We start from the raw sequence: 19,843 nt of genomic DNA, 5'->3' as shown, positions 1-19,843 counted from the left end.
TAAAAAAGCCCCGCCATGGGGCGGGGCTTTCGACTCAAGGCCGCTATCAGAACACGACGCCCTGGCTGCGCAGGTAATCGTCATAAGTGCCGCTGAAGTCGGTCACGCCGTTCGGGCTTAGTTCGATGATGCGCGTGGCCAGGGACGATACGAACTCACGGTCGTGGCTGACGAAAATCAGCGTGCCCGGGTAGTTTTCCAGCGCCAGGTTCAGCGCCTCGATCGATTCCATGTCCAGGTGGTTGGTCGGTTCGTCCATCACCAGTACGTTCGGCTTTTGCAGGATCAGCTTGCCGAACAGCATGCGACCTTGCTCACCACCGGAGATGACCTTCACCGATTTCAGGATCTCGTCGTTGGAGAACAGCATGCGGCCCAGGGTGCCACGAATCACTTGCTCGCCCTGAGTCCACTGACCCATCCAGTCGAACAGGCTCACGTCGTCTTCGAAGTCGTGGGCGTGGTCCTGAGCGTAGTAGCCCAGCTCCGCGCTTTCGGTCCACTTCACGGTGCCGGCGTCCGGGGTCAGTTCGCCCATCAGGGTGCGCAGCAGGGTGGTCTTGCCGATACCGTTCGGGCCGATAATCGCCACGCGCTCGCCGGCTTCAACGGTGAAGCTGAAGTTCTTGAACAGGGTCTTGCCGTCGAAGCCCTTGGACATCTGCTCGATGGTCACGGCCTGGCGGTGCAGCTTCTTGGTCTGTTCGAAACGGATGAACGGGCTCACGCGGCTCGATGGCTTGACCTCGGCCAGCTGGATCTTGTCGATCTGCTTGGCGCGGGAAGTGGCCTGCTTGGCTTTCGAGGCGTTGGCCGAGAAGCGGCTGACGAACGTCTGCAGCTCGGCAATCTGGGCTTTCTTCTTGGCGTTGTCCGACAGCAGTTGCTCGCGGGACTGGGTCGCCGCGGTCATGTACTCGTCGTAGTTGCCCGGGAACAGACGCAGCTCGCCGTAGTCCAGGTCGGCCATGTGGGTGCAGACGCTGTTCAGGAAGTGACGGTCGTGGGAAATGATGATCATGGTGCTGTTACGCGCCGTCAAAATCGTTTCCAGCCAGCGAATGGTGTTGATGTCCAGGTGGTTGGTCGGTTCGTCGAGCAACAGCACTTCCGGATCGGAGAACAGGGCCTGAGCCAGCAGGACACGCAGTTTCCAGCCTGGCGCGACTTCGGTCATCGGGCCGAAATGCTGTTCCAGCGGAATGCCCAGGCCCAGCAGCAGTTCACCGGCGCGGGATTCGGCGGTGTAGCCGTCCATCTCGGCGAACTCGGTTTCCAGCTCGGCCACGGCCATGCCGTCTTCTTCGCTCATTTCCGGCAGCGAATAGATGCGATCGCGCTCGGCCTTGACCTTCCACAGCTCCTCGTGACCCATGATCACGGTGTCGATCACGGTGAATTCTTCGTAGGCGAACTGATCCTGACGCAGTTTACCGAGGCGCACGTTCGGCTCGAGCATCACCTGGCCGGCGGACGGCTCCAGGTCGCCACCGAGGATTTTCATGAACGTCGACTTGCCGCAACCATTGGCGCCGATCAAGCCATAACGGTTGCCGTTGTTGAATTTCACCGAAACGTTTTCGAACAACGGCTTTGCGCCGAACTGCATCGTGATATTAGCTGTGGAGATCAATTGCTTTACCTATCAATGGGTTGCGAGCCGCACACTTGGCGCTTGGGCCACTTCTGGGGCATTTTGGAGCTTTTTCTTCCCGGGCACGGTCACCGTCAGCGTCGAGCCAGCGGGCGTGGGGCGAGAGCAGCCTCTGGACGCAGCGTCCAAGCTGTTGGGCAATAAAGGCGGGATTCATGCCAGACATTGCGCGCATTGTCGCATAAGTAATGCGGCAGTTGTATGGCGGACGATAACGAACCTGCAGCCCGGCCGGTGACGGCGCGTCCTTCGGTCACTCCGCACAGGCGCTAAAACCTGCAATTTCGTCTAGGTTTCAACAAGGGATTTTTTTTCACTGAGGAACAGCCATGTTTAAAGCACGCTTACTTGTCGCATCTCTTACCAGCCTGGCCCTGGCGGCAAGTTCGGTGACGGCGTTGGCTGACCCGGGAAATGACCATGGCAAAGGGAATGGAAAGGACGGACAGCAGAACAGCCAGGTCCACGGCAACCAGGACGGGAAAAACAAAGGCGCGAACTCAGGAGACTGGGACAATGCACCGGTTGTCGATCGAGGCGGCGTCCTGGGTGTGCTCAACGGTTACAGGGATTACTGGAGCCCGGGCCCTGCGCTACCACCGGGCATTCAGAAAAAACTGGCGCGCGGCAAACCCTTGCCACCGGGTATTGCCAAAAAACTGGATGGCCGGCTGGTCGGCCGGTTGCCTCAGTACGACGGATATGAGTGGCAGCAGGCTGGAACGGACCTGATTCTGGTGGCTATCGCCAGTGGGATTATCTACGAAGTCTTGAATGGAGCATTCGATTAGCCCGTTTTGTAGCGCCGGGTTCGGATGTTTCCTGACCGATTCGCGGGTAGCAATAGCGACATGTTCTCACCCACTTTATATGTGAGGTATTGCTGCCTTGTCTTATCGCTCGGGGTTGAACTCGATGTCCCCGAGTGCGTCCTAGATGGCAGTAAAATCAACCCTTGTGGATGCCATCATGCGTTTCAAAAGTAAAAACCTCGTTGCCGTCATGTCGTGCGTAATGATGTTTGCTGCGGCGCCGTTACTGCCTGCCGGACTGTCCGTCATGGGCTCCGCCTATGCCAAGGATGGCGGTGGTCATGGTGGTGGTAACGGTGGCGCGGGTGGCGGTGGCGGCAGTCACGGTGGTGGTGTCGGCGGTGCCGGGCATAGCGGCGATAGCGCCGGGCATTCGGCCAGCGCTTCCAGTAATGGTCGTGCCGAAGGCCAGGAGGCGGATCATGAAGGCAGGGCCGTTCGGGATCACGGTGTGAGTGGTCAGCACACGGGACGTGACCACAACGCTGACCGTGGACACGGTACAGCGACTTCAGGTGTTGCACATTCTAAAGCGACACGGGGCTTGTCGAAGGCGACGGCGATCTCGGCTACAACGCCAGGCGATCACAATACCAAGGGATTGAGCAAGGCCAGCCTTTCCACCTCCAAATAAACGCGGTTCACGATTCGTCAGGTCGATTGGGTTCATTGAACCTCTGGCCTGGCGGATCATCCGTATCTTGCTTCAGCATTTGCCGCACTCTGCTTCAGTCCCCCGGGCCAGTCATTTGTTGTGGCCGGGTTCCTATCTGCTCCGATCCTGAATCGTCCTGCCAGGCACACGAACATTCAGAGGCAAACTCTGCAGTCCTCTTGTGAATGCTTCGGTTTGGTTCCAGGAAATCAACGCCTCATGCTGCCGTCAGCACCACGTCTGACCCAATGCCGCCAACTCTTTTCGTCGAACTCAATCTGCCGTAACGCTGATGTCACTGGTATGGCTGGCGCGCGCGAGATCGCAACGGCTGCCGTTTGGCCGATTCAGCGGACAGTTTTTCACAGATGAGGTTCACCATTGGTTACAAAGTATGGCTAAAATGCCATCCGATCACCCAATAGCCGCTAACGGCAAGGGCTCAAGGAAGTGCCACCGGGACAGTATTTGTATTCATGCCACTGCATCAGACCCTGGGCCAACGGCTGGCAGGCGCGCAGTTTGTTCACTTTTGACGTGTGACGATTTCCGTGAAACTCATCATTGCTGCTATTTATGTCATTTCCATTGCATACGTTCACCTGCGTGGTCGTGTGCGTCACAAACTGGGCCGTCAGTTGAGCGATCACTCGACGTTTCTTGCGCCGATCAACTGCTTCCTTTACCTGTTTTCGAAGAAACCGAACAAACCCTACCTCGATCCGAAGGACTTTCCCGATCTGAGCCCGTTGCAGGCCCATTGGGAAGAAATCCGCGAGGAGGGTCAGAATCTACTGCGTGCCGGTGCGATCAAGCGCTCGGACCAGTACGACGACGTCGGTTTCAACTCGTTCTTCAAGACCGGCTGGAAACGCTTTTATCTGAAATGGTACGGCGACAGCCACCCGTCGGCGCTGCAACTGTGCCCGCGCACCACTGAACTGGTGCAGAGCATCGGCTCGATCAAGGCGGCGATGTTCGCCGAACTGCCACCAGGCTCGAAACTGGTGCGTCACCGTGACCCGTATGCCGGTTCCTACCGTTATCACCTGGGCCTGGAAACGCCGAATGATGCCGGTTGCTACATCAACGTCGATGGCGAGAACTATCACTGGCGCGACGGTGAAGCGGTGATGTTCGACGAGACCTACATTCACTACGCCGAAAACACCACCGACAAGAACCGCATCATTCTGTTCTGCGACGTCGAACGCCCGATGAAGTATCGCTGGGCAGCCGCGTTCAACGGCTGGTTCAGCCGTACCGTGATGTCGGCGGCCGGTGCGCCGAACGATGCGGGCGACCGCACCGGCGGTATCAACCGTTTGTTTACCAAAATCTACAAGATCCGCCTGCGTGGAAAAGAGCTGAAAAAGCGCAATCGTGCGCGCTACTACCTGGAAAAGTGGGCGATCTTTGGCGGCCTGCTGGCGATCTTCATTCTGATCTGATAACTGATGTGATAAATCGGGCGACTGTTGAAAGACAGTCGCCCGATTTCATTTTCACGACGCTTTTTTGGTCTTTTTCGCCGGGGTGGCCTTGCTCGCGGCCTTCTTCGCCGGTTTGGCCGGTGATTTCCCGCCAAGACTGCGCTTGAGCAGTTCCGTCAGATCGATCACATCCGCCGACTTGCGTTCTTCTTCGCCATCAACGGTCTCAACGTCCTCGATTTTGCCTTCATGGGCCTTCTTGTCCACCAGGGCCATGATCTTGTCTTCAAATTCGTCGGTGTAATCTTCCGGCTTCCAGTCAGCACTCATGTCTTCAACAAGCCGTTTGGCCATGTCCAGTTCGGCTTTCGCCAGTTGCGGCTGGGTCACTTCGCTGCCCAGCGCCAGTTCATCGAGGCGGCGTACTTCCTGCGGCCAGCGCAGTTTGACCAGCACCAGCGCCGACTCCAGCGGCATCAGCGCCGCCAGGTACTGGCGCGTGTGTAACACCACGCGGGCGAGGGCGACTTTTTTGGTTTTGCTCAGGGTCTCACGCAACAAGGCATAGACCTTGCCACCGCGTTTGTCCGGGGCCAGGTAGTAGGGCGTGTCGATGTTCTGCAGTGGAATCTGCTCGCTGTCGACGAAGGCAAAGATGTCGATGGTCTGGGTCGAGACCGGGTGGGCCGAACGGATTTCCTCCTCGCTGAGCACCACATACCGGCCTTTTTCGAACTGCACACCTTTGACGATGTGCTCCTTGGTGACTTCCTTTCCGGTGACCTTGTTGACCCGTTTATAGCCGACCGGGTCCATGCTGCGGCTGTCCAGCCAGTCGAAGTCCACGCCCTGGGACGAGGTGGCCGAGACCAGCGCCACGGGGATGTGCACCAGACCGAAACTGATTGCGCCTTTCCAGATTGCCCGAGCCATGGTGCCGTTCTCCGAGTGATGTTCGGGTGACCCGTGGCCCGCCGCAAAAGTTTCCGTTGCCAGCCGATGGGTAACTGGTCAAACGGTGTTACACCTTGTTTAGCGATGACGGGTTAACAAATCCGAACCCTCGGCGTAGCGTGGACTCGAAGGCTCTATTCCACGTGCATCGAGAGAGGCCGTCCATGAACCGTTTTCTGCTTGGCATCGCATTGCTGGCCCTCAGTTGCGGGCTGGTTCACGCCGATGTCCTGTTGCTGGCGCAAAGTCCGACCGGCAACAGCAGCAACCCCTACAACAGCCCGATTCACCGGGCCAATCCCAACAGCATGCAGGGCACGCAGCCCGCCAATCCGGTGATCCGCGGGCCGAGTACGGTGCCAGCGCCTCGCCAGCCCACCGTCGAGAACGGCGGCATCGGCAATGGCCAGCCCCTGCGTTCGGTACCGAGCACGCCGCCGAAATTCATTCCCACCCCACCCGCCCGTGACGGCGACAGCAACCGTTGAATGGCAGAACCGCTCTGTCAGCCCTTCAAACGAACAAAAGGAATCGTGCATGTTGCGTAAAACCCTTTTAGCCGGCCTGTGTGCCGGCGCTGTTATCTGCAGCCCGGCATTCGCCGCTGCCCCCAAGGAATTGCAAAGCGAGCAGGGCACCCTTGAAGTCACGACGATTACCCAGGGGCTTGCGCACCCGTGGGCGCTGGCGTTCCTGCCGGATCGTCAGGGCATGCTGGTGACCGAGCGTCCGGGCAATCTGCGGGTGGTGGGGGCTGACGGCACGTTGTCGGCGCCGATCGATGGCGTTCCCAAGGTCTGGGCCAAGGGGCAGGGTGGGTTGCTGGATGTGGTCCTGTCGCCGGACTTCAAACAGGATCGGCTGGTGTACCTGTCCTACGCCGAGGGTGGTGGTGCCGGTGACAAGGCCGGGACGGCGGTAGGGCGCGGGAGGCTGTCGGACGACCTGAAAACCCTGAAGGACTTCAACGTGATCTTCCGTCAGGAACCGAAGCTGTCGGTCGGCAATCACTTCGGCTCGCGGCTGGTATTCGACCGTGACGGCTACCTGTTCATCACCCTCGGCGAAAACAACGACCGCCCGACCGCGCAGGATCTGGACAAGCTGCAAGGCAAGGTCGTGCGAATCTACCCCGACGGCAAGGTGCCGGATGACAACCCGTTTGTCGGTCAGTCCGGTGTCCGTCCGGAAATCTGGTCCTACGGTCATCGCAACCCGCAGGGCGCAGCACTCAATCCATGGACCGGCACATTGTGGGAAAACGAGCACGGCCCGCGTGGCGGCGACGAGGTGAACATCATCGAGCGCGGCAAGAACTACGGCTGGCCGCTGGCAACCCACGGCATCAACTACTCGATGCAGCCCATTCCTGAAGCCCAGGGTAAAACCGTCGAAGGCACCGTCGCCCCGCACCATGTCTGGGAAAAATCACCGGGTGTCACCGGCATGGCGTTCTACGATGGCGACCGTTTCAAGCCCTGGCAGCACAACGTGTTCATCGGGGCGCTGGTCACTCAGGAACTGATTCGTCTGCAGTTCGACGGTGACAAGGTGGTGCATGAAGAACGCTTGTTGGGAGATCTGAAGCAACGGATCCGTGATGTGCGCCAAGGGCCGGACGGCTATCTGTATCTGTTGACGGACGAGTCCGACGGCTCGCTGTACAAGGTCGGACTCAAATAAATGCTTCATGCGGGTGAGCGGGCGTAAAGCACCACCGCAGCCCGCAACTTGCCGCGCCCAAACCGGCACATCTTCTCGAACTCCCCATGGCTGACCGGCACATGCTGGCAGTCCATGGGCTGGCGATGCTGGCTGTGATCCACGTCCGGGTCGTGCAGGTAGACGAAATCCTCGTCGCAATCGGTGACGATCACCCAGTGCGGGGATTTGGAGCGGGTCAGTCGATAACTGCTGATCAGCACCAAAGGCTGCCCGCCAGCGTTTAGCAGGCGGGGCAAATCCAGTGTCGTGCCGATGATCTGATCAACGTCGGTGTCGTTCAGCTGTGCCATGAACTCGTCGTGCACCAGACGCATGACGTCTTTTTTATGCGCGTCGCGCACGCCGTCGAGAAACAGCGGCCCGGTCATGCTCAGTTGCAAACGCACGCGAAACCCCCGGCGCCATGCGGCCAACGCCAGGCCTTGAGGGCTGCAACCGCCATGGCCGGCGGTCATGAACACGGTGGTCGCTTCGCGCCAGAGCTGAAGTTCTTCGCGACGTTCCAGCGGTCGTTCAGCCTGCAAGGCACCCATGGCCATCAGCAGGCACGCCGGCCCGCAGGTGAAATCGGTGGTCTGCCGGTAATAGGGCACCTTGATGCTGCGCGAATCGTGGTGTTGCAGGATGCGTTTTTCCAGACGCAACGCGTCCGCGTGGTCTTCGTAGTAGTCGTGAATCAGCGCAAAGCGCCGATAGCCACTGCGTTCGTACAACGCGATGGCGGCAGGGTTGTCAGTACGCACCTCCAGCCGCAGGTAAGCGCAGTCATGCTCAAGGGCGCAGGCTTCGATGCGCTGCAGCAACTGCTTGCCCAGGCCACCGCCCCGGGCTTCGGGGGAAATGGCGATGGAATACAACCGCGCAAGCGACGTGCCGCGATGGAACAGCACCAGCGCATAACCCAGCAGATGACCCTCGCGCTCGGCCACCAGCAACTGGCCGTGGGCCCGGGTAATCATCCATTGGAAGCTGCGGCGAGTGAGCCGGTCCGTGGTGAAACAGTGCATTTCCAGTGCCAGCAGCGCCGGTAAATCATCAACTGTCGCCAAGCGAAAAACAGTGTTCATATGACCGCCGTAAAAGTTGCGTAACGAAACGGGACTTTCGAAAAAGTTCGTGCTTAATAGAAAAGGTCTTGTTCTCCAACGGATCAATTTCTATGTCAGCGGTACAGGGTCATTGGCGCGAAGTATCCAGTCAAAGTTTGCCACCGGCAACTTATTTAAAACCGCAAATCAGAACTTCCAGTCAAGTGTTGATCATCGTCGAACGCAAGGAAGACTGGGCCTCGTACTTTCCCAGCGAAGACATCCTGACGGCTCAGGAATACCTCGAACAACCGCCCGACAGCGAGCCGGGAAAACGCGTTCAGGTGATCAACCTGTGCCGCAGCTACAAGTATCTGGGCCACGGCTATTACTGCTCGCTGCTGGCCGAAGCCCGGGGGCACAAGGTGATTCCGTCGGTGCGCACCATCAGTGAACTGACCCGCAAATCCCTTTACGGTCTGGCGCTGGATGACCTGGATAAAACCCTGGAAAAAGCCCTCAGTCATCACCTCTACAGTGATACCGAAGGTTTTACGCTGACACTTTATTTCGGCAGAACGCACATCGAGCCGTTGCAGGATCTGGCCCGGCAATTGTTTGAAGTGTTTCCGTGCCCGATCCTGTTAGTTGAATTCCGTCGAACTAACGGTTGGCACATCGAAGGCATCAAGTCCGGTGCCCTGCACAAGTTGCGCGACGATCAGGAAGACCAGTTTGCCAATGCCCTGGACGGCTTCAGCCGCAAGATCTGGCGTGTACCGCGTTCGCCGCAAGTGGCACGTTATGACCTGGCCATCCTGCACGATCCGCAGGAAGCGCTGCCGCCGTCCAACCCCCGGGCGCTGGAGAATTTCGTGAGGGTCGGCAAGGGCATGGGCATCGATGTCGAGCTTATCGAGCGCAAGGACTACGCAAGGCTGGCCGAGTACGACGGCTTGCTGATCCGCGAGACCACCAGCGTCGACAATCACACTTACCGTTTCGCCAAGAAAGCCGAAAGCGAAGGGCTGGTGGTGATGGACGACCCGACGTCGATCCTGCGTTGCACCAACAAGGTCTATCTCACTGATTTGCTCAACAGCCATCAACTGGGCATGCCCGCCACGGAAATTCTCTACAAGGAACGACCGGAAGACTTCGAGCGGGTCGGCGAACGCCTGGGGTTCCCGCTAGTGCTGAAAATCCCTGACGGCTGCTTCTCCCGTGGCGTGATCAAGGTCGAGAGCCAACAGGCCTTGCTCGAAGCCACCGCCGAACTGTTCGAGCATTCGGTGCTGTTGCTGGCCCAGGAGTTTTTCTACACCGAGTACGACTGGCGCATCGGCGTGCTCAACCGCAAACCGATCTTTGCCTGCCAGTACTTCATGTCCAAGGGCCATTGGCAGATCTACAACCACAAGGCCAAGGGCCAGGACGTCAACGGCGAATGCCGCACGCTGGCGATCCACGAAGCGCCGCGTGCGGTGGTGGAGCTGGCAGTAAAGACCGCCAACCTGATCGGCGACGGCTTGTACGGCGTCGACCTGAAACAGGCCGGCGACAAGGTGGTGGTCATCGAAGTCAACGACAACCCGAACCTTGACGCCGGCATCGAAGACGCTTACCTGCAAGACGATCTGTATTCGCTGGTGCTGGAGGAGTTCGTGAGGCGCCTGGAACTCAAACGTCGTGGCCAGGCCTGGTGACCGGCCGATGATCAACAGCTTTGCACTGAGCCACGGCGCACTGCAGCGGGTCGAACGGCTGGATGCCGAGGTGATGTTGTTCAGCGATCCCGACGCGGCAGAACGCGACCTGCTCCACAGTCACTTCAAACTGGATGAGCATGCTCTGGCCTCAGCGCTGGACCCGGACGAGGTGTCACGGATCGAGTTTCATCCGGATCACCTGTTTCTGATCTGGAAGCGTCCCGAGAACTACTCCGGCGGCGGCAGCCTGGCGTTCGAGGTGTCGTCCTGCGGTTTGCTGTTTTCGCCGGGCCAGTTGCTGGTGATCGCCACCGACGACACGCCGCTGCACGGTCTCGGCACGGGCCGGCCGCTCAATACGCCGCTGGATGTGTTGTTGGACCTGCTGTTCAACAACATCCATCACTACCTCGGGCACCTGAAGGTGATCAAACTGGTTGCCCGGGAGTTACAGCAAAAATTCAACGCCTCGATGCAGAACCAGCATCTGGTGCAGATGTTCAACCTCAGCGAAAGCCTGATCTATTACATCAACGCCCTGCACAGCAACGGCGCGGTACTGACACGCCTGCGCAACCACGCCGAGAAGCAGCATTTTGGCAGCGAAGCGATTGGCCTGATCGACGACCTGATCATCGAAAACAACCAGTGCTACAAGCAGGCGGAAATCTACTCCACGGTGTTTTCCGGGCTGATCGACGCCCGGGGCAACCTGATGAACAACAGCATGAACAATCTGCTGCGCAAGCTGACGCTGATCAACGTGGTGTTTCTGCCGCTCAACCTGATTGCGAGCATTGGCGGCATGTCGGAGTTCAGCATGATGACCGCCGGGACACCGTGGTGGGTGTCGTACCCATTGTTCCTGGCGGCGATGCTGTTGGGGGCGGGCGGGATGTTGTTCGGGCTCAGGCGTCTGGCGAAATGACGGCGGCCGGGCGTTTGCGATCCTGCAGGCCCCGGACCACCAGGTACAACAGCGGCCCGACCGAAACAAACACCGCCGTCAGCAACAGATACGGCACCACCGACCAACTCGACTGCCCGCGCTTGCGCGCATCCTTGTACATCCAGATGCCGGCCAGCGTCGCCAACAGATAAAGATCGATCACCACCTGCGCAGTGTCTGGCCGCGACATCAGACTGATACCGAAGTCGATCAGCGACTGTTCGGCTTGCAGCATCACGGAAACGGTGTAGCCACTGAAGGCGATCAAAGCAGTGAGGGGCAGGGCGATGGACATCATGTATTCCTTCCTTGGTCAGATGAGCGAAAGACCAGCCTACAGACCCAACGCAAAAATCGCCATTGACTTGCCAGCAGCGCCCGAGCTAATTTCGGGGCCATGACTTCCACCGTACTGCGCTGCCAGCCAAGCATTATTACCGCCATTCCTCATTTGGCGGGCTAGCTCACGACTGCAGCACCCAACCCGCCCTAGAGGCGGGTTTTTACTTTCTGTCTCCGGGGTTCTGAATAAAAAGTCAGGAGACGACCATGCGCCACAGCCCCGACCAGCAAGCCTTGCTTGAGCAAAACGTGAAAAAGATCCTCGCCGCGCCGGTGTATGAACTGGCGGTGCGCACGCCGCTGCAATCCGCGCCGGCCTTGTCCGAGGCGCTGGGCAACCGGATTCTGCTCAAGCGCGAAGATCTGCAACCGACGTTCTCCTTCAAGATTCGCGGTGCCTACAACAAACTGGTGCAACTGAGCGACGAGCAGAAGGCGCGCGGGGTCATCACGGCATCGGCGGGCAATCACGCTCAAGGCGTAGCGCTGGCGGCGCGTGAATTGGGCATTGCTGCGACCATCGTCATGCCGGCAACAACACCTGAGCTGAAAGTGCTGGGTGTCAGCAGTCGTGGGGCCGAGGCGTTGTTGCATGGCGAAAGCTTTCCGTTTGCCCTGGCCCATGCGCTGCAACTGGCGCAGCAGACCGGGCGAACGTTCGTCTCGCCGTTCGACGATCCCGATGTGATCGCCGGCCAGGGCACGGTTGCAATGGAGATTCTGCGCGAGCATCAGGGCGCTCTGGACGCCATTTTCGTCCCGGTGGGCGGCGGCGGGTTGATCGCCGGTATCGCAGCGTATGTGAAATACCTGCGGCCGGAGGTGCGGATCATCGGCGTGGAGTCGGAGCACTCGGCCTGTCTGAAGGCTGCTTTGCAAGCGGATGCGCGAGTGGTGTTGCCCAGCGTCGGCACCTTCGCCGATGGCGTGGCAGTGGCGCAGATCGGCGCCTATGGCTTTGAGGTCTGCCGCTTCTGCGTGGATGAAGTGATCACCGTCAGCAACGACGAGCTCTGCGCGGCGATCAAGAACATCTACGACGATACCCGCTCGATCACCGAGCCTTCCGGCGCATTGGCGGTCGCGGGCATCAAAAAGTACGTGGCGCAGACCGGCGCACGGAATCAGACGCTGATCGCCATCGATTCCGGCGCCAATATCAACTTTGACAGCTTGCGCCACGTCGCCGAACGCGCTGCGGCCGGCGGGATTGTGGCGTAAGGGTTATCAGGGCAACAACGGGCGCAGGAAGCTGCGCTCGTAGCTGATGATGAACTTCTTCTCCATCAGATCCGCCACCAACGCCGTGCTTTCCGGGTCGGTCAATGCAATGTGGCGATAGCTTTCGTAATCCGCCAGGGACGGAAAACTGAACAGGCAGTAAGCGATGTTGCTCGCGCCTTCCGAGGGCAGAAAATAGCCGTGATGCGTCCCGCCCAGCCGTTCGACGATGCCCAGCCAGGTTTTGGCGTAGGCTTCGAAGGCGTCGAGCTGGTAGGGATCAATCACGTATCTGACGTGGCAGGTAATCAATGCCGCTGCTCCTTGGCGAGTTACTCGGGGATGGCAGTGCCGACCTTGTCCGAAGCCGACCAGATGCGATAGCGCACTTCGACATCCGTCGGTGCGTAAACCACGATTGGCAGTTTGCTGTTGTAACGCACGGTGAAGCCGTCACCGATCACAGGGACGAAGGCGCGCTTTTTCTGACTGCCGGGCGGGCAGGCCATCATCGTGCTCATCGGGCCGCTGACTTTTTCCAGGCGGTAAAACGGATAGCCCCAGCCTTCCAGATTTTTCTCTTCGAGGGTGCCGCCCAGGCGCTGGCGGTTGCAGTCCACTTCAAGGGTCTTGCCGGCAAGGATTTCGACTTTGAAGTTGTCTTCCTGGGCCTGCTGCGGCAGGTGAATGACCTGGCGGGTGAAGCCCGCTTCGGCTTTGGGGTAGGGCGCCGTGTCTTCGAGTTTGGCGGCGTGGGTGAGGGTGGAGATGCTCGCGAGCATCAGGCCGGCCGTCGCGTAAACAGTGAAATTTCCCATTGAAGCCTCCTGGCGGGTGTACGTTGGTAGACGGGCATTCTCACTGCCATGGGCAATGAATGCAAACCGCCAGCCGCTTGCAAATTGCAGTGCCTGCACGATCGAATCTTGCATTTTGCAACTGGCCACTTGCCTGTGCTTTCGCCAAGTCATTGATTTGGCAGGAGGTGAAAGCGAACCGATGAAAGGCACGTTTTATGCGTTGATTTGGTGCGGCGCACCGAGTTTGTGCGCCTACACTCCAATGGGCATTTCGCAGTACAACCGCTTGTCATACCCAGGGATTCAGCGGGGATACACCCGCCGGGAACAGTGGCAACGGTCAATGTGAATACTTGATTGGCAGTCTCACAGTAAGGAGAGGGTTCGCCATGTTTCTGTCTGCCTTGGAACTACGCAATATCATTGAAAGCAGCTTTCTGCCGAAACGCTGTCAGTGCACGCTGTCCACGGATCTGTCGATGACCGTCAAGGTATATGGCGATCATAAGACTGATCAGGTGGATCTACTGGTGAGTGGCATCGATGCCAGTCATTTGAATAGTTGTCGTGAAATCAATGGCCTGATTGCCGGGTTGCGCTCCGATCTTGCGCAACAGGCTGCCAATCATCAATTCACCCAGCGTGCAAAAGTGGTTTAACCCACCGTTTCACCCAGTTCGACCGTCACGCGCCGGGCCTGCACGAAACCGAGGCCCAGCGCGAACTCGACCAGCACCGCGAGCAGAATCCCGGGGCCGGCGTGGCCGTTGAGCCATTCAGCGAAACCCAGCACCGCCAGACCAAAACAGCCGACGATAAAACCGTTGTTCATTGCATTGCGCGCGATCGACACCGGCGCATTGCGCACCAGATAGAACATCACCCCCAACGCCGCGAACAGCACCGCCATGCGTCGTGCGACAAATCCTGCTGCCTCGGAGTATTCAATGCTCCAGATCGAAAGCAGTACTTGCGGCACGAGGCCCCAGGCCAGCGCCAACAGAAAACACAGGGAAAAGGTGATGGTCGACAACGTGCGAAACGACAACTGCATGGCGAATCCTTGCGGCAGTGAGGAGGGGCCCCGAGCATAACCTTCGAGACCCTTGCCCGCCTACCGCAAAGCCGCAAATCAGAGCTTTCTGTCAGTTCTGGAAGTCGCAGGCGTCAGACATTTTCCGGTAAGTGATTTCCTCGGGTTTGCCTGACGTGTCGATGTACTTCATGTCGGCATCGATCACTTTGCAGGCCTTGGTTGGCTGCTCGGTCATCGAGACCACTTTGGCCACATTCAACGGCATGCCATAGGTGTACGGCACCGCTTTGGTGGTCGTGGTGTCATTGGCCTGGGCCAGCCCGGCAAACGCGGTACAGGCGAGGGCGGTGGTGAGCAGGAACGGACGAATGTTCATGGAGAAACTCCCGTGCGACGGATAGAAAGCCCGGCGTGAAACACGCCAGACCTGCCGCACTGGGCGTCAGCATCGGCTGAGAGCGTGCGGATGACTAGAGTCTTTGACCACGGCGTTAAGCGAGGGTTAACCCGGCTGAATGCCGGCTGTCTGACGGGGGATTGTTTCTCGTGGGATTCTCGGCGCCTTCCTACAGGAACCGCTGCCTTGTCTGCTTCCGGCGGCTGGAGCGGGGCGGTTATGGTTTTGGTGTCGCTGCAAAATCAGCGACTTAGGTTTGGTCACCTAACGTAATCACCTGTGCATGTGTGCCATTATTCGCCCGACGGACATTCGTGTCTGTGGAGTGCATTGCTGTGGCGGCTGTGTGCAGGGTCGCCTTCGGGCGAGCCGAGTCGGGTGGTTCTCGGTTGACCAAGCCTGTACACAGTCCGCCTCCCCATCGTTTGGTCACGGTGCTGGCGGTTACATTCAAGCTGCCGTGAGTAATTCCAATGCCAATACTGAAACTAAGCTCCGCCCGCTACCTCCCGCTCAACAGCGGCGTCACCGACAGCGCACCGCTGGTCATCGACACCGAAGCCAACCCCCAAGACATCTTCGAAGCCGCCGTCCAGCGCGTACGCGCCGCCGCCGACCTGCTCGAAACCCTGCATTGCCTGTGTTTCAAACACGCCGATGTCCAGGACATTCCCCACATCACTCATGCGCTGTATTTGCTGGCGCAGGATGGCAATGATTTGCTGCAGGTAGCCCAACAGAGAATGTTGAACTGGACCGCACCGGCCTGACATTTCGCCAGCGTTCAACGGGGGACGCGATGGTCCCCTGTTGAATTAAAACGTTCACGCTAAGGATAAGGTTTCAACTCAATCAGCGATTCGCCTTGTGCGGTCGCAGGTAACGGCAGCTCATCCGTTTCCAGATAGGCATCCGCCGGCCCGTAAATCAAATACTTGTGGGCGCTCTCATATCCAGCGTTCTCGAAAATGACTTGAGGGCCTTTCGAGCCGCTCAATACCCAGCGAGGACGGTTTCGCTCCGCGAACTCCACGCGGTGAATCCGCCTGTCGTTCGTATCCCGAAAAAACAGAATGCCTTGTTGGTAGTTGGAGCTGAACTCGCCAGTCATCACAAAGACATTCGCGCCTTTGCCGGTTGGCACGCACTGCCAATCAACACGACTACCGAAAGAAGCATCGGCATCCGCATACAAGAATCGGGTTTCTTGTTCCTGACGGATTTTGTAAACGTGAGCGTCGGAGAGGGGGTGGCCCCGCAGCAAGGACAGTCTGCTGTCGGGGCCTGCCAGATCGCACTCAGCCACCGTCGTGAACGATGGCTGAGCGGCAACGACATGAAGGCTTGAAGCGATGAGTCCAGCCGCAAAGACTGCGTTGAGCCTCAAGCGGATTTCACCACCTGCTTCGGCGACACGACGGTGCCAGGCTTGTCGTTGGCGGCCGGGGCGGGAATGACCGGCGGCAGAATCGCGATCCCGGTGCCGGCACCCGGTGCACCACCGGTATTGGCCTTCACCTCGGCACCGCTGATGGTCACGCCACCGGCATCGACCTTGACGAAGCTGCCGCCAGCCTTGGCCGTCAGCTCCATCCCGCCCTCGATCACGACTTTGTCGCCAGCGTGGTAGTGAATCTCCGTGCCCGCCTCGACGAACTGCCCGGTGCCGACCTTCACGTGCTGGGTCACGCCCACGGTCAGGTGATCGTTGGCGCGCATTTCGCTCTTGCGGTCCAGGTGAGTGATGCGGTGTTCCTCGACCTTGAATTCGCTCAGGGTGTTGGCTTCGACGGTGTCGTGGCGTTCGTTGCCAACGCGGATTTTCTGGTCGTGCTCGATGTTTTCGTCCCAGTCGCGCTGGGCGTGGATGTAGATCTGCTCCACGCCTTTCTTGTCTTCGATGCGGAATTCGTTGTAGCCCTTGCCGCCCGGGGAGCTCAGGGTCTTGAAGGTGCTGCGGGTCTTGTTTGCCGGCAGGTCGTAGGGGACGACGTTTTCCTTGTGGTACAGGCAACCGGTGACCAGCGGTTGGTCAGGATCGCCTTCAAGGAAGGTCACCAGCACTTCCATGCCGATGCGCGGGATGGCGATGCCGCCATAGGCCGCGCCGGCCCAGCCGCTGGCGACGCGCAGCCAGCAGGTGGTCTTGTCGTCGGCCTGGCCGTCGCGGTCCCAGTGGAATTGCACTTTCACGCGGCCGTACTGATCGCAGTGGATCTCTTCGCCGCCGGGACCGGTGACGATGGCGGTCTGGCTGCCGAGGACTTTCGGTTTCGGGTGTTCGAGGGCAGGGCGGTAGTGGGCGTCCCACGGAGTGGCCACGAAGCTGTTGCGGTAGCCCTGGTGGAAATCGCTTTTGTTGTCGGTGACGTCGCTGGTGACGTTCTCGCCCAGCACTTGCGGTTGCTTGCCTTCGTGGAAGACTTCCAGCAGCAGCCACATATCGTTCCATTCGGCGCGCGGATGTTCGGCCAGGGTCAGGAAATGGCCCGTGGTCAAGGTCGGTTCGTCACCTTTGCCTTCGGCGAGTTTGTAGTCGCTGCGATGGCGTTCCAGCGCTCGGGTCGAGAGGAACTTGCCGCGCTCACGCGTGGTGAAGCGCCCGGGATAGTCGTAGTCCTCAAGGTCTGGCATGTATGCGGATTTGGCCGCGCCTTCAGGCAGGATTTTCGGTTTCTCGAAATCATAGTCGCGACGGCTGACGCGGCTGGTGCGGGTCTCCAGGCGCAAGTTGAAGCGCTTGATCACCGGTTTGTCGGCGGTCATGCCGGAGTCTTGCTGGTAGTTCACCGGTTTCAGTTTGCGGAACACGGTCTGGTCGTCGCCGAACACCAGTTTGTGGCCGCTGCTGCTGTGCTGGAAGTGGAAGTGAATGCCTTCCTCTTCGCACAGGCGCTGGATGAAATGCAGGTCGGATTCGTCGTACTGCACGCAGTAATCGCGTTCCGGGTACTCGGCGCTGAGCTGGAAGCTGTAGGCATCGGCCAGAATGCCGCGATCTTCGAGCACTTGGGCGATGATCTTCGGCACGGTCAGTTGCTGGAAGATCTGCTGATCATGGTTGTGCCGCAGGTAGGCCAGTTGTGGCACCAGACTCAGGCTGTAGCGGGTCAGGGTCTTGCCGGAATCGCCCTGCTCGATGCGATACACCAGACCATGAATCTTGCCCTCGCCAGTGGCGCCGAAGGTCAGGCAGCCGGGCTTGTGCAGGAGTTCTTCGAGCTTGAGGTCGGGGCGGGCGCTGACCAGTTCGAGGTCGAAACGGAACGGTTCGTTGAGGGCTTCGCGACCGGTGAAGCTGAGGACTTGCAGGTCGGCGGAAGCGCCTTCGAGCGTGAGGGTAATGTGGGTAGCGTTGGCGTCCAGCATGCCTTGATTTCCGTCCTTTGGATTAGCGTGGGCGGATGGTGCAGGATTAAACGGCCTCGTTCAAGGCGCAAATGCCGTAGAAGCACAGCCCCGAAGGTATAGGGAAAACCCTTAGAGCCACGGTTTTATCCAGTAAAACCGGCACTTGGCGCTGCCAGTCCCAAGACTGCCGCCTGATTTGGTGCTCAGGAACAATCAGTCAGTTTCAGACTAAAGTCGCCTGTAGCACGTCAAAGCCATCTGCCATCATGGGCGCTCACCCCCGCGTGTTCACTTCCTCCCGGCTCTTCACTGTGCCGGGACGGGAGCTATTTCTGGTTGTTTGCGCCCCCGCGCAATCGTTGTTCTGTTGGAGTTTTCAATGCGTCCCCCATTTCCCCTCATCACCCCGCGCCAGTCGTTTGGCTTCGGAGCCCTGGTGCTGTGCGCCGGTTTTACCGCACAGGCTCAGGCCGGCGGTTTCTTCGAAGACACCACGGCGAAGATCGAATCGCGCACGGTGTACTTCAACCGCGATTTCCGTGATGGGCACACCTCCAGCGATCAGGGCGCATCCAAGCGCGAAGAGTCGGCTCAAGGCTTCATTCTCAATCTGCAATCGGGTTACACCGAAGGCACCGTAGGTTTCGGCATCGATGCGCTGGGCATGGCGGGCTTCCAGCTCGATTCCAGTCCCGACCGCAGCAACAGCGGCCTGCTGCCGTCCAGCGGCGACAACCCGCGCGGTTCGAAAGGTCAGTACGCGAAAATGGGCCTGACCGCCAAAGTGAAAGTCTCGGACACGGTGCTGAAATACGGCGCGCTGCTGCCGGATCTGCCGTTGCTCAAGTACAACGACGGCCGTCTGCTGCCGACCATGTTCAACGGCGCGATGCTGACCTCCAAAGAGGTGAAGGACCTGACCTTCATGGCCGCACGCCTGGACAAGTACACCGCCCGGGACTCGACCGACTCCCAGGACATCCGCGTGCACTGCAAGAACAAGCGCTATGCGTGCAACACCACCGCCGATCATTTCGACATGTACGGCTTCGACTACAAGATCAACGACCGCCTGACTGCGCAGTATCACTACGCCGAACTGGAAGATATCTATCGCCAGCACTTCGTGGGTCTGTTGGCCAATCAGCCGCTGGGTGACGGTGTGTTGAAAGCCGATCTGCGACTACTGAAAAGCGCCGACAGCGGCGATGCAAAAGCCGGCTCCATCGACAACCGCGCCTTGAGCGGCATGCTGTCCTACGGCATCAGCGGCCACACCTTCAGCGCCGGCTGGCAGCGTATGAACGGCGACAATTCGATGCCGTACCTCGATGGCAGCAATCCGTACCTTGTGAACTACGTGCAGGTCAACGACTTCGCCGCCGCGCAGGAACGTTCCTGGCAGCTGCGTTACGACTATGACTTCAAGGCCATCGGCATCAACGGCCTGAGCTTCCTGACCCGTTACGTGAACGGCGATCACATCAAAGTGCCGGGCAGCGATCAGGAAGGCAAAGAGTGGGAACGCGACAGCGAGTTGAAGTACGTGATCCAGAGCGGGACGTTCAAGGACGTCAGCCTGCGTCTGCGTAATGCGACGTATCGGACGAACTACGAGAAGTTCGCCCGGGACGTGGATGAGACCCGGTTGATCGTGAGCTACAACTTTTCGGTGTTGTAACCCATAGGTCGGCGGGGTCTGAGCTGACGCCTTCGCGGGCAAGCCCGCTCCCACAGGGATTCAGGGTGACCACAATTTAGTGAGCACCCGGGAAAC

20 protein-coding genes and 2 pseudogenes are annotated in these 19,843 nt (G+C 59.1%); 11 read left to right on the top strand and 11 right to left on the bottom strand.

The window, feature by feature from the left end; translation table 11 throughout:
- Positions 1 to 46 precede the first annotated feature (46 nt).
- Together OQ248_RS25705 and OQ248_RS25700 are read right to left on the bottom strand one after the other, a co-directional pair.
- The gene (locus OQ248_RS25705) at positions 47 to 1,633 is read right to left on the bottom strand and encodes an ABC-F family ATPase (RefSeq protein ID WP_085731070.1); all 1,587 of its coding nucleotides are present in this window, start codon (positions 1,631 to 1,633) and stop codon (positions 47 to 49) included.
- Positions 1,617 to 1,880, bottom strand: a pseudogene (locus OQ248_RS25700) (hypothetical protein); the annotation flags it as partial. The gene OQ248_RS25705 and the pseudogene OQ248_RS25700, both read right to left, overlap by 17 nt.
- A 103-nt stretch (positions 1,881 to 1,983) precedes the next feature.
- Here OQ248_RS25700 and OQ248_RS25695 point away from each other — a divergent pair.
- From OQ248_RS25695 to lpxO, 3 genes are all read left to right on the top strand, one after another.
- Complete coding sequence (locus tag OQ248_RS25695) at positions 1,984 to 2,445, top strand: anti-virulence regulator CigR family protein (protein WP_265814517.1); 462 nt, start codon at positions 1,984 to 1,986, stop codon at positions 2,443 to 2,445.
- 178 nt (positions 2,446 to 2,623) lie between these two features.
- Complete coding sequence (locus tag OQ248_RS25690) at positions 2,624 to 3,100, top strand: hypothetical protein (protein WP_265814516.1); 477 nt, start codon at positions 2,624 to 2,626, stop codon at positions 3,098 to 3,100.
- A gap of 572 nt (positions 3,101 to 3,672) precedes the next feature.
- Entirely contained in the window at positions 3,673 to 4,572 is a 900-nt protein-coding gene (gene lpxO / locus OQ248_RS25685) for a lipid A hydroxylase LpxO (RefSeq protein WP_085708729.1), read from the top strand.
- A gap of 54 nt (positions 4,573 to 4,626) precedes the next feature.
- Here the strand turns inward: lpxO and OQ248_RS25680 are convergent, their stop codons facing one another.
- Entirely contained in the window at positions 4,627 to 5,487 is an 861-nt protein-coding gene (locus OQ248_RS25680; RefSeq protein WP_265814515.1) for a Ku protein, read from the bottom strand.
- Between the two features lie 185 nt (positions 5,488 to 5,672).
- Here OQ248_RS25680 and OQ248_RS25675 point away from each other — a divergent pair, with 185 nt between their 5' ends.
- Together OQ248_RS25675 and OQ248_RS25670 are read left to right on the top strand one after the other, a co-directional pair.
- Entirely contained in the window at positions 5,673 to 5,996 is a 324-nt protein-coding gene (locus OQ248_RS25675; protein ID WP_265814514.1) for a hypothetical protein, read from the top strand.
- A 49-nt stretch (positions 5,997 to 6,045) separates the two neighbouring features.
- Positions 6,046 to 7,191 carry a PQQ-dependent sugar dehydrogenase gene (locus tag OQ248_RS25670; RefSeq protein ID WP_265814513.1) on the top strand — a complete coding sequence of 382 codons (1,146 nt, stop codon included), beginning with the start codon at positions 6,046 to 6,048 and terminating at the stop codon, positions 7,189 to 7,191.
- A 5-nt stretch (positions 7,192 to 7,196) separates the two neighbouring features.
- On the opposite strand, the gene rimI is transcribed toward OQ248_RS25670, so the two are convergent.
- Positions 7,197 to 8,300: a ribosomal protein S18-alanine N-acetyltransferase gene (rimI, locus tag OQ248_RS25665; RefSeq protein ID WP_265814512.1), complete on the bottom strand. Its 1,104-nt coding sequence runs from the start codon at positions 8,298 to 8,300 to the stop codon at positions 7,197 to 7,199.
- A gap of 92 nt (positions 8,301 to 8,392) precedes the next feature.
- On the opposite strand from rimI, the gene OQ248_RS25660 reads away from it, so the two are divergent.
- A complete protein-coding gene (locus OQ248_RS25660) occupies positions 8,393 to 9,967 on the top strand; it encodes a RimK family protein (RefSeq protein ID WP_265814511.1) in 1,575 nt (524 codons plus the stop codon).
- A gap of 7 nt (positions 9,968 to 9,974) precedes the next feature.
- Positions 9,975 to 10,898 (top strand): magnesium transporter CorA family protein, encoded by a 924-nt coding sequence (locus OQ248_RS25655; protein WP_119426398.1) that lies wholly within the window; start codon positions 9,975 to 9,977, stop codon positions 10,896 to 10,898.
- Here OQ248_RS25655 and OQ248_RS25650 read toward each other — a convergent pair.
- A complete protein-coding gene (locus tag OQ248_RS25650; RefSeq protein ID WP_265814510.1) occupies positions 10,879 to 11,217 on the bottom strand; it encodes a DUF2834 domain-containing protein in 339 nt (112 codons plus the stop codon). The genes OQ248_RS25655 and OQ248_RS25650 overlap by 20 nt on opposite strands.
- A gap of 251 nt (positions 11,218 to 11,468) precedes the next feature.
- Between OQ248_RS25650 and ilvA the strand changes: the two are divergent.
- A pseudogene (gene ilvA / locus OQ248_RS25645) lies at positions 11,469 to 12,458 on the top strand (threonine ammonia-lyase, biosynthetic); the annotation flags it as partial.
- Between the two features lie 30 nt (positions 12,459 to 12,488).
- Here the strand turns inward: ilvA and OQ248_RS25640 are convergent.
- Positions 12,489 to 12,794, bottom strand: a complete 306-nt coding sequence (locus tag OQ248_RS25640) for an NIPSNAP family protein (protein WP_085709756.1) — start codon at positions 12,792 to 12,794, stop codon at positions 12,489 to 12,491.
- 20 nt (positions 12,795 to 12,814) lie between these two features.
- Complete coding sequence (gene eco / locus OQ248_RS25635) at positions 12,815 to 13,300, bottom strand: serine protease inhibitor ecotin (protein WP_265814509.1); 486 nt, start codon at positions 13,298 to 13,300, stop codon at positions 12,815 to 12,817.
- Between the two features lie 371 nt (positions 13,301 to 13,671).
- On the opposite strand from eco, the gene OQ248_RS25630 reads away from it, so the two are divergent.
- The gene (locus OQ248_RS25630) at positions 13,672 to 13,941 is read left to right on the top strand and encodes a DUF1652 domain-containing protein (protein WP_265814508.1); all 270 of its coding nucleotides are present in this window, start codon (positions 13,672 to 13,674) and stop codon (positions 13,939 to 13,941) included.
- On the opposite strand, the gene OQ248_RS25625 is transcribed toward OQ248_RS25630, so the two are convergent.
- Together OQ248_RS25625 and OQ248_RS25620 are read right to left on the bottom strand one after the other, a co-directional pair.
- A complete protein-coding gene (locus OQ248_RS25625) occupies positions 13,938 to 14,336 on the bottom strand; it encodes a hypothetical protein (RefSeq protein WP_114882834.1) in 399 nt (132 codons plus the stop codon). The two genes, OQ248_RS25630 and OQ248_RS25625, sit on opposite strands and share 4 nt — an antisense overlap.
- A 91-nt stretch (positions 14,337 to 14,427) precedes the next feature.
- A complete protein-coding gene (locus OQ248_RS25620) occupies positions 14,428 to 14,694 on the bottom strand; it encodes a DUF2790 domain-containing protein (protein ID WP_119426394.1) in 267 nt (88 codons plus the stop codon).
- 494 nt (positions 14,695 to 15,188) lie between these two features.
- Here OQ248_RS25620 and OQ248_RS25615 point away from each other — a divergent pair, with 494 nt between their 5' ends.
- Positions 15,189 to 15,485, top strand: coding sequence for a hypothetical protein (locus OQ248_RS25615; protein WP_114882838.1), 297 nt, complete (start codon positions 15,189 to 15,191; stop codon positions 15,483 to 15,485).
- A gap of 59 nt (positions 15,486 to 15,544) precedes the next feature.
- Here OQ248_RS25615 and OQ248_RS25610 read toward each other — a convergent pair whose 3' ends face one another.
- Together OQ248_RS25610 and OQ248_RS25605 are read right to left on the bottom strand one after the other, a co-directional pair.
- Complete coding sequence (locus tag OQ248_RS25610; protein WP_265814507.1) at positions 15,545 to 16,102, bottom strand: hypothetical protein; 558 nt, start codon at positions 16,100 to 16,102, stop codon at positions 15,545 to 15,547.
- Positions 16,099 to 18,084 carry a type VI secretion system tip protein VgrG gene (locus OQ248_RS25605; RefSeq protein WP_265814506.1) on the bottom strand — a complete coding sequence of 662 codons (1,986 nt, stop codon included), beginning with the start codon at positions 18,082 to 18,084 and terminating at the stop codon, positions 16,099 to 16,101. The genes OQ248_RS25610 and OQ248_RS25605 overlap by 4 nt, the downstream gene beginning before the upstream one ends.
- Before the next feature lie 361 nt (positions 18,085 to 18,445).
- Between OQ248_RS25605 and OQ248_RS25600 the strand changes: the two genes are divergently transcribed.
- Positions 18,446 to 19,747 carry an OprD family porin gene (locus OQ248_RS25600; protein ID WP_114882842.1) on the top strand — a complete coding sequence of 434 codons (1,302 nt, stop codon included), beginning with the start codon at positions 18,446 to 18,448 and terminating at the stop codon, positions 19,745 to 19,747.
- The last annotated feature ends 96 nt before the right edge of the window (positions 19,748 to 19,843 follow it).

This window comes from Pseudomonas sp. COW5 (assembly GCF_026240005.1).
Classification (GTDB): Bacteria; Pseudomonadota; Gammaproteobacteria; order Pseudomonadales; family Pseudomonadaceae; genus Aquipseudomonas; species Aquipseudomonas kribbensis.
This window is presented reverse-complemented; position numbering and strand designations above follow the sequence as displayed.

Coding starts and splice junctions, on each gene's coding strand:
- OQ248_RS25695 (WP_265814517.1), top strand. CDS start 1,984: ATGTTTAAAGCACGCTTACTTGTCGCATCTCTTACCAGCCTGGCCCTG.
- OQ248_RS25690 (WP_265814516.1), top strand. CDS start 2,624: ATGCGTTTCAAAAGTAAAAACCTCGTTGCCGTCATGTCGTGCGTAATG.
- OQ248_RS25680 (WP_265814515.1), bottom strand. CDS start 5,487: ATGGCTCGGGCAATCTGGAAAGGCGCAATCAGTTTCGGTCTGGTGCAC.
- OQ248_RS25675 (WP_265814514.1), top strand. CDS start 5,673: ATGAACCGTTTTCTGCTTGGCATCGCATTGCTGGCCCTCAGTTGCGGG.
- OQ248_RS25670 (WP_265814513.1), top strand. CDS start 6,046: ATGTTGCGTAAAACCCTTTTAGCCGGCCTGTGTGCCGGCGCTGTTATC.
- rimI (WP_265814512.1), bottom strand. CDS start 8,300: ATGAACACTGTTTTTCGCTTGGCGACAGTTGATGATTTACCGGCGCTG.
- OQ248_RS25660 (WP_265814511.1), top strand. CDS start 8,393: ATGTCAGCGGTACAGGGTCATTGGCGCGAAGTATCCAGTCAAAGTTTG.
- OQ248_RS25655 (WP_119426398.1), top strand. CDS start 9,975: ATGATCAACAGCTTTGCACTGAGCCACGGCGCACTGCAGCGGGTCGAA.
- OQ248_RS25650 (WP_265814510.1), bottom strand. CDS start 11,217: ATGATGTCCATCGCCCTGCCCCTCACTGCTTTGATCGCCTTCAGTGGC.
- eco (WP_265814509.1), bottom strand. CDS start 13,300: ATGGGAAATTTCACTGTTTACGCGACGGCCGGCCTGATGCTCGCGAGC.
- OQ248_RS25630 (WP_265814508.1), top strand. CDS start 13,672: ATGTTTCTGTCTGCCTTGGAACTACGCAATATCATTGAAAGCAGCTTT.
- OQ248_RS25625 (WP_114882834.1), bottom strand. CDS start 14,336: ATGCAGTTGTCGTTTCGCACGTTGTCGACCATCACCTTTTCCCTGTGT.
- OQ248_RS25620 (WP_119426394.1), bottom strand. CDS start 14,694: ATGAACATTCGTCCGTTCCTGCTCACCACCGCCCTCGCCTGTACCGCG.
- OQ248_RS25615 (WP_114882838.1), top strand. CDS start 15,189: ATGCCAATACTGAAACTAAGCTCCGCCCGCTACCTCCCGCTCAACAGC.
- OQ248_RS25605 (WP_265814506.1), bottom strand. CDS start 18,084: ATGCTGGACGCCAACGCTACCCACATTACCCTCACGCTCGAAGGCGCT.
- OQ248_RS25600 (WP_114882842.1), top strand. CDS start 18,446: ATGCGTCCCCCATTTCCCCTCATCACCCCGCGCCAGTCGTTTGGCTTC.